We start from the raw sequence: 6,163 nt of genomic DNA, 5'->3' as shown, positions 1-6,163 counted from the left end.
CCAAAAAAGCCAATAACCACACGCCTTTGGCGTGATTATTAGCTTTCAAGTTTCAGCTGATCAAGTAAATACGAGCAAGAAGCTCCTCATGGCCGCAAGCCACGGGGAGTTTTTATATGTTTCATGTGAAACACAACACCACTTATCCGGGAAAGGGGGTAAAATAGGTGGTAGAAAGGGGACGGCAGATATGGAAAAGGCAACCGCATTCGATTTTTCACCAACTAACGATTCTTTCTTGGGGATTACATCCCTCGGTCGGTCCGATACTCTGCCCGGCCACCATTACGGTCCCGCCGTCCGTCCCTATTACCTAATCCACTATATTCTCGCCGGTACGGGCACTTTCCGGGTGAGCGACGTTGAGTACCATCTCCACGCCGGTCAGGGCTTTTTAATTGAGCCCAATTACCAGACCTACTACGTTGCGGACAAATACACCCCCTGGTCCTACGTATGGGTTGGTTTTACCGGTAAGTACGCCGATGAGCTGGTTGACCAGTTGGGCCTTTCTGAAGACCTGCCGACCTTCAATAACCAGTACTCCTACGAACTGGTCGACTGCATCAACCACATCATGAAGTTACCACCGGATAAGCCGGAAAACGAGCTGCTCGCCAACAGCTACCTCTTGCGCTTTCTCAGCTTTATTGCCCGGTCAAAGCCCATTAACGCGCCCCACACAACTTTGCAAAAGAACCAGTATGTTGACCAGGCAATCCACTACCTGAGTACCCACATTGCCACGGCATCGACCGACCAGTTGGCCAGGGCCGTCAGTCTGGACCGCAGCTACCTCAGTGGCCTTTTTAAAAAGACAACCGGGCTGACTCCCAGCCAGTATATCCGCAACTTCCGCATCACGAAGGCCCGCCACTTACTGGAGTCCTCCCAACTGACGATTGACGAGATTGCCCAGGCCAGTGGCTACGAGCACGCCAATTCCTTTTCCCGGATCTTTAAGCGAACGTACGGCCTTAACCCGCGCGAATACCGCAAGCAGGCCCAGGGGGAACATCGATGAGAACGTAATACAATAAACGACCGCTAGCGTTCCACACCAAGATTGCGGAACGCTAGCGGTCGTTTTGTATTTTCATTAATGACCGAGTAGTTCACGTTACTTTGCTTCAAAGATAAACAGCCGGCTATAAAAGTCAGTTACCTGCTTGGTGGCGGCTGACTGTTCCGACTCCGCATCGGAGACGACAAGGCCAATATTGGCAAGTTCCTGACCATAGTAGTAGCCACAATCCTGGCCGCCTTCTTCCTTAACCTGGTACTCCTGGTCGGCTAAGAGGCCTGGAATCTGCTGCAGGCGGTATTCCGCGTTAACATCGTTGAGCATCTTAAAGTAGCCCAGTGCCGCGTATCGTTGGTCAGGGGACACCACTAGCCAGGCGGTGAAATTTCCTTCGAACGGTGTCTTCAACCGGTAGAAGCGGCCGAATTGAAACAGGCGCCGGTACTTTTTCATGAAGGTAATTTGATCCTTAATTTGGGCCAATTCAGCCCCCGTTAGCTTACCCAGGTCGAGTTCGTACCCGAGGTCCCCAAAAAAGGCGACGTCACCCCGCGTCTTTAATGGCGTCACCCGGTTGACCTGTTCGTTAGGGCAAACCGAAACGTGGGCCCCCATCGCGCTGGTCGGGTAACAGTACGAGGTCCCGGTTTGAATCTTCAGCCGCTCACCGGCATCGGAGTCATCACTCGTCCAGGCCTGCGGCGCGTAGTACAACATCCCCGCGTCAAAACGGCCGCCACCGGAAGCACACGATTCAAAGAGGGCCTTCGGGAAGGCCTTGATCAGCCGGTCATAGAGCTTGTAGACTCCCAGGATGTAGCGGTGAAAAATCTCCCCCTGCTGGTCCGGTCGGTAGGCGGCGGAGTAGCACTCAGTGATATTCCGGTTCATGTCCCACTTCACGTAGTCAACGTGCCCGTCTTTAATGACTTTAGCAACCAGCTGGTAAATATAATCCACCACTTCCTGCCGAGAAAAATCGAGGACATACTGGCGGCGGCCCTGAGATGGGTGCCGGTCTGGTGTCTGGATGATGTAGTCAGGGTGGTTGCGGTAAAGGTCACTATCCTTATTGACCATCTCTGGTTCGAACCACAGGCCAAACAGCATCCCCAACTGGTGAATCTTCTTTGAAAGGCCGCTGATCCCATCGGGTAAGCGGTCACGGTTGACCCACCAGTCACCTAGGCCGGCCGTTTCCTTTGTCCGTTCCCCAAACCAGCCATCGTCAAGGACAAATAATTCGACTCCGAGCCGCTGGGCCTGCTTGGCGAGCCGGAGCAGCTTTTCTTCGTTAAAGTCAAAGTAGGTGGCTTCCCAGTTATTGATCAAAATCGGCCGCTCGCGGTCACGCCAGTAGCCCCGGGCAAGGCGGGTCTGGTAAAGACGGTGGAAAGTTTGACTGAGGCTGTTCAGGCCCTTACTGGTGTAAGCCATCACCGCTTCCGGAGTTTGGAACGACTCCCCCGGCTTGAGCTTCCAGGAGAAGTGGAAGGGGTTGATCCCCATCTGCACCCGGGTTACCTTGTAGGCGTCCACCTCCGCCTGGGCGAGGAAGTTACCGCTGTATATGAGGGAAAAACCATACGCTGCCCCCTGGAATTCGTCAGTGTGGGGCCGTTTCAGAATAACAAACGGGTTTTGCATATGGCTAGAAGCGCCCCTGGTACTACCCACGGACTGGATGCCGGGACGGAGGTGGGCCACCTTCTTTTGTCGCTCCCGGCCCCAGGCACCAGAGAATTGCACCCAGTCGTAGTCATCATCTGGCAGGTCCAGATTCATGCTCATCGCCGTTGTCAGCTGGTGGGGCGCGGTCCCCTGGTTAATGAAGCGGACACTGCGAGCAATCGCGTCGTGGTCCGTGAAGATCGTGTAGTAGAGGACCATCTCAACCTTGGTAAGGTCGTCGCGCAGGGTGACCGCCAGCGTTGTGGCCTCACTATCGTCCTCAGTATACGTAGCGGGAAGGCCGGGCAGTGTTGGCTTCCCCGCTGAAATTTGGTGGCTGACGTAGTGGAAGTTCGTAATCGTACTACCGTTGGGCTGTTTGAGTTCGACTGCCGGCATCCGGTAGTCGCTGGTTCCATATGACGGGTACTCCTGCTTGACGTTCCCCAGGGAAAACTTGTAGTCATCATAGACGTAGCTCATCATCGGCCGGTAGTCATTTTCAACCAGGTAACCGTGGTCATCTCTGTCCGGGACCCGGGCACCGAAGTAGAGTTGACCCAGTTGGCCGTTTCTCAGCACCTTAATAATGTAGCTAATGTGGTCATTATACAGGTGAAACTCCTGACTCGTTTGATGGTACTTAATTGGCATTGCATCGTGCTCCCTTCACAAATTTAATTTCATTCTAGCTAATAAAAGCGCTTTTGTCGCTGACCGGTCGTGGGTAAAAGGGAACATTTTGTGGGGTCCCATAATTGACCACTGCTTTGTTTTGCCATATACTTATTTGTATAAAATAGTATACAAGGGAGCAATCCAAATGGCACAGATTAATATCAAAGTTGATGACCAATTGAAGGACAACGTTAGCGCCATCTTCAACGAAATGGGGCTCGATATTACAACCGGTATTAAAATTTACCTTAAACGGGTCCAAAGAGACAGGAGAATCCCCTTTGACCTTACCAGTAACCAGTTTGACGCCCAAAAGCTTGCCCAGCGTTACCAGGCCGGTGACCAAGAAGTCGTTGCCAACCTGAACGAGCTCTTCAACGCCCTGGCTAACCAGGGATCGTCAACGGGGATTGGCGGAACCATCCTTAAAAAACGTTAAAAGAAGAAGCTAGAGCCGACACACTCTAGCTTCTTCTTTTTTGGTCAAATTTGCTAATGCCCCTTTAAATAGTTCAGATTTATGTTAAAATTCAAGAGTCAAAAGGGGCCAGTAAAGTAATTGTTCCGTAAAACACGAACATTATTTTAACTGGCAGCGACACGGCAAAAGGAGAATTTGATGAATAACGATATTGAACAAGTCTTATACACCCAGACGCAGATTGACAACCGGATGGATGAAATCGCCAACCAACTGACGGAGAAGTACCAGGGCCAGTGCCCCCTGATCGTCTCCGTCATGACGGGAGCGGTCGTCTTCACGGTAGAGATGATCAAACGCCTCAAGTTTAAGCTCAACCTGGACTACGTCGACGTCTCCAGTTACGCCGATGGTACCCAGTCAGCGGGAAAGGTCAAACTTGTTCAGGACCTGTCATCAAACATTGATGGGCGCCCCGTCATCATCATGGAAGACATCATCGATACCGGGCATACCCTGAAGTACCTGGCGGACCTGTTGAAGGGACGCGGTGCCAAAAGCATCGAGATCTGTGCCCTCCTCGATAAGCCAGACCGCCGGGAAGTTGATGTTGAGGCGGACTACGTTGGTTTCAAGGTCCCGAATAAATTCATCGTTGGCTACGGGCTCGATTACAGGGGTCTCTACCGTAACCTCCCCTACATTGGAATCTTGAAACGGTCCGTTTACGAAAATTAAGATTACACTATGGCAACTCGTTATCGCTTGGTGACGGGTTGCTTTTTAGTTCTCAGCTAAAAAGGCACTCACCCGGGACAGGCCAGCAATCAAATGGTCACTTTCAAAGGCATAGCCAATCCGGACTGAATTTTCAATGCCAAAGCAGACCCCGGGGACCAGGAGAGTCTGGTACTTGGCCATTAGCTGATCACAAAAAGCGGTGCTGGCCAAGGGGGCGTCGTAATAAAGTAAAGCAGTAGTCCCCGCAGTTGGCCGTTGCCACGAAATCTTATCCTGCCCGGCGACCCACTTGGTTAAAAGCTGGAGGTTTTCCCGGATAATCAGGCGGTTATGGTGCAGGATCTTTTGCCAGTTCTGCAGGGCCAGCGTACCAATCATCTCATCCACGACGCCACAGGAAATGGTGGCATAGTCCCGGTGAGAAAGGAGTTGGGTCATCAGCGCCCGGTCACGGGTAGCAATCCAACCTAGGCGGAGGCCGGCTAGCGAGAAGACCTTAGAAAAGCTACTGGTAGAAATTCCCTTCTCATAAAGGTCAATAATTGATGGTGAATACTGGTCGTCCTGGGTTAGGTGGCGGTAAACTTCGTCACATAAGACATAAGCATCAACGGACTTGGCAACCGTCACTACCTCTTCAAGTTTAGCTTCCGGTATCAGGGCCCCGGTTGGGTTATCGGGGTTATTCAGGATAATCAGCTTGGTGTGCGGCGTCACCAGCTGCTTAAGTTCTTGGATGTCCGGGAGGTAGTGGTTCTCCTTGGTCAGGGGCAGTAACTTAACGGCTGCCCCCAGGGCCTGGGGAATCGACTGCAACTGCTGGTAGGTCGGCGTTACCACCACTACCTCGTCCCCGGGCGACCACTGTATTGAGGACCAGGTTGTTAGCACCAATTGCGCCGTGCTCGGTCACAATGTTATCCGGTGCAAGTGGGGTCCGGTAGAGTTGGGCGATCCCCTGTTTTAGTTCGTCGGCCCCCTCAATTGCCCCGTAAGTTAAGCGTGTGTCTAACAATTTAGTGGTAAATTCTTCCTCGTCGACACCGGCAACTTCCAGGAGCCCCCGGAGGGAAAACGGTGCGACGCAGGTTTCGCCCAGGTTGTACCGGGCCTTAGTTTCGTACTTATTCATCCACTGTTCTACGCCAAAATCCTTGATTTTCATCTGTTAGTCCTCCTTAAAAAATAAGGCACTTATAGCAAACCTTAGATGGCCAGGCCATCATACCTGCGGCTTACTATAAGTGCCTAAAGCTTACCCAACCGGTGTCGGGTAAGCCATTTTTAATTTGAAATTAATTTATTCCTTTTAGGTAACGTTGTCAAGGTACCAAAAATAAGTACTTCTGTTTCTTTATATGAAGCAAATAAGGAAGTCTGCTTCTGCTTGTGTCAAAGAGAGTCATTTCTTACCAGTAGGGATTCATCACCGATATCCCTAAACAAGATAGCCTTGTAATTAATCCGCAACTGGCAATTAATGAAATCGTTAATTTGGGGCACGAGGGCGAATTAATATCACGACTAATCCAAAAATCAATCAATGCCAAGAAGAGACAGATTATAAGCTAGGTAACTGAAACTTGAAAGCCCTGAATTGCAATGAAATCATTGTGGTTCAGGGCTTT

The 6,163-nt window shown here is 51.2% G+C and carries 6 protein-coding genes; 3 read left to right on the top strand and 3 right to left on the bottom strand.

What is annotated here, in order from left to right; translation table 11 throughout:
* Positions 1-190 precede the first annotated feature (190 nt).
* Positions 191-1,024 carry an AraC family transcriptional regulator gene (locus tag FD32_RS03375; RefSeq protein ID WP_047768065.1) on the top strand — a complete coding sequence of 278 codons (834 nt, stop codon included), beginning with the start codon at positions 191-193 and terminating at the stop codon, positions 1,022-1,024.
* A gap of 96 nt (positions 1,025-1,120) precedes the next feature.
* Here the strand turns inward: FD32_RS03375 and FD32_RS03370 are convergent, their stop codons facing one another.
* A complete protein-coding gene (locus FD32_RS03370) occupies positions 1,121-3,349 on the bottom strand; it encodes an alpha-galactosidase (protein WP_047768067.1) in 2,229 nt (742 codons plus the stop codon).
* A 169-nt stretch (positions 3,350-3,518) separates the two neighbouring features.
* Between FD32_RS03370 and FD32_RS03365 the strand changes: the two genes are divergently transcribed.
* Positions 3,519-3,812, top strand: coding sequence for a type II toxin-antitoxin system RelB/DinJ family antitoxin (locus tag FD32_RS03365; protein ID WP_082126040.1), 294 nt, complete (start codon positions 3,519-3,521; stop codon positions 3,810-3,812).
* Positions 3,813-3,992: 180 nt separating this feature from the next.
* A complete protein-coding gene (gene hpt, locus FD32_RS03360) occupies positions 3,993-4,532 on the top strand; it encodes a hypoxanthine phosphoribosyltransferase (protein WP_047768069.1) in 540 nt (179 codons plus the stop codon).
* A gap of 45 nt (positions 4,533-4,577) precedes the next feature.
* On the opposite strand, the gene FD32_RS03355 is transcribed toward hpt, so the two are convergent.
* Complete coding sequence (locus tag FD32_RS03355) at positions 4,578-5,378, bottom strand: aminotransferase class I/II-fold pyridoxal phosphate-dependent enzyme (RefSeq protein WP_235803750.1); 801 nt, start codon at positions 5,376-5,378, stop codon at positions 4,578-4,580.
* Positions 5,314-5,700, bottom strand: a complete 387-nt coding sequence (locus FD32_RS10195; protein WP_235803749.1) for a PLP-dependent aminotransferase family protein — start codon at positions 5,698-5,700, stop codon at positions 5,314-5,316. Before FD32_RS10195 ends, FD32_RS03355 begins: the two co-directional genes overlap by 65 nt.
* Positions 5,701-6,163 lie beyond the last annotated feature (463 nt).

It is taken from the genome of Limosilactobacillus panis DSM 6035 (genome assembly GCF_001435935.1).
Taxonomy (GTDB): Bacteria; Bacillota; Bacilli; order Lactobacillales; family Lactobacillaceae; genus Limosilactobacillus; species Limosilactobacillus panis.
The sequence above is the reverse complement of the archived record's forward strand: the minus strand, read 5'-3'. Positions and strand labels throughout refer to the sequence as shown.

Excerpts from the sequence above, each read along its gene's own strand:
- FD32_RS03375 (WP_047768065.1), top strand. The coding sequence starts at position 191 with ATGGAAAAGGCAACCGCATTCGATTTTTCACCAACTAACGATTCTTTC.
- FD32_RS03365 (WP_082126040.1), top strand. The coding sequence starts at position 3,519 with ATGGCACAGATTAATATCAAAGTTGATGACCAATTGAAGGACAACGTT.
- hpt (WP_047768069.1), top strand. The coding sequence starts at position 3,993 with ATGAATAACGATATTGAACAAGTCTTATACACCCAGACGCAGATTGAC.
- FD32_RS03370 (WP_047768067.1), bottom strand. The coding sequence starts at position 3,349 with ATGCCAATTAAGTACCATCAAACGAGTCAGGAGTTTCACCTGTATAAT.
- FD32_RS10195 (WP_235803749.1), bottom strand. The coding sequence starts at position 5,700 with ATGAAAATCAAGGATTTTGGCGTAGAACAGTGGATGAATAAGTACGAA.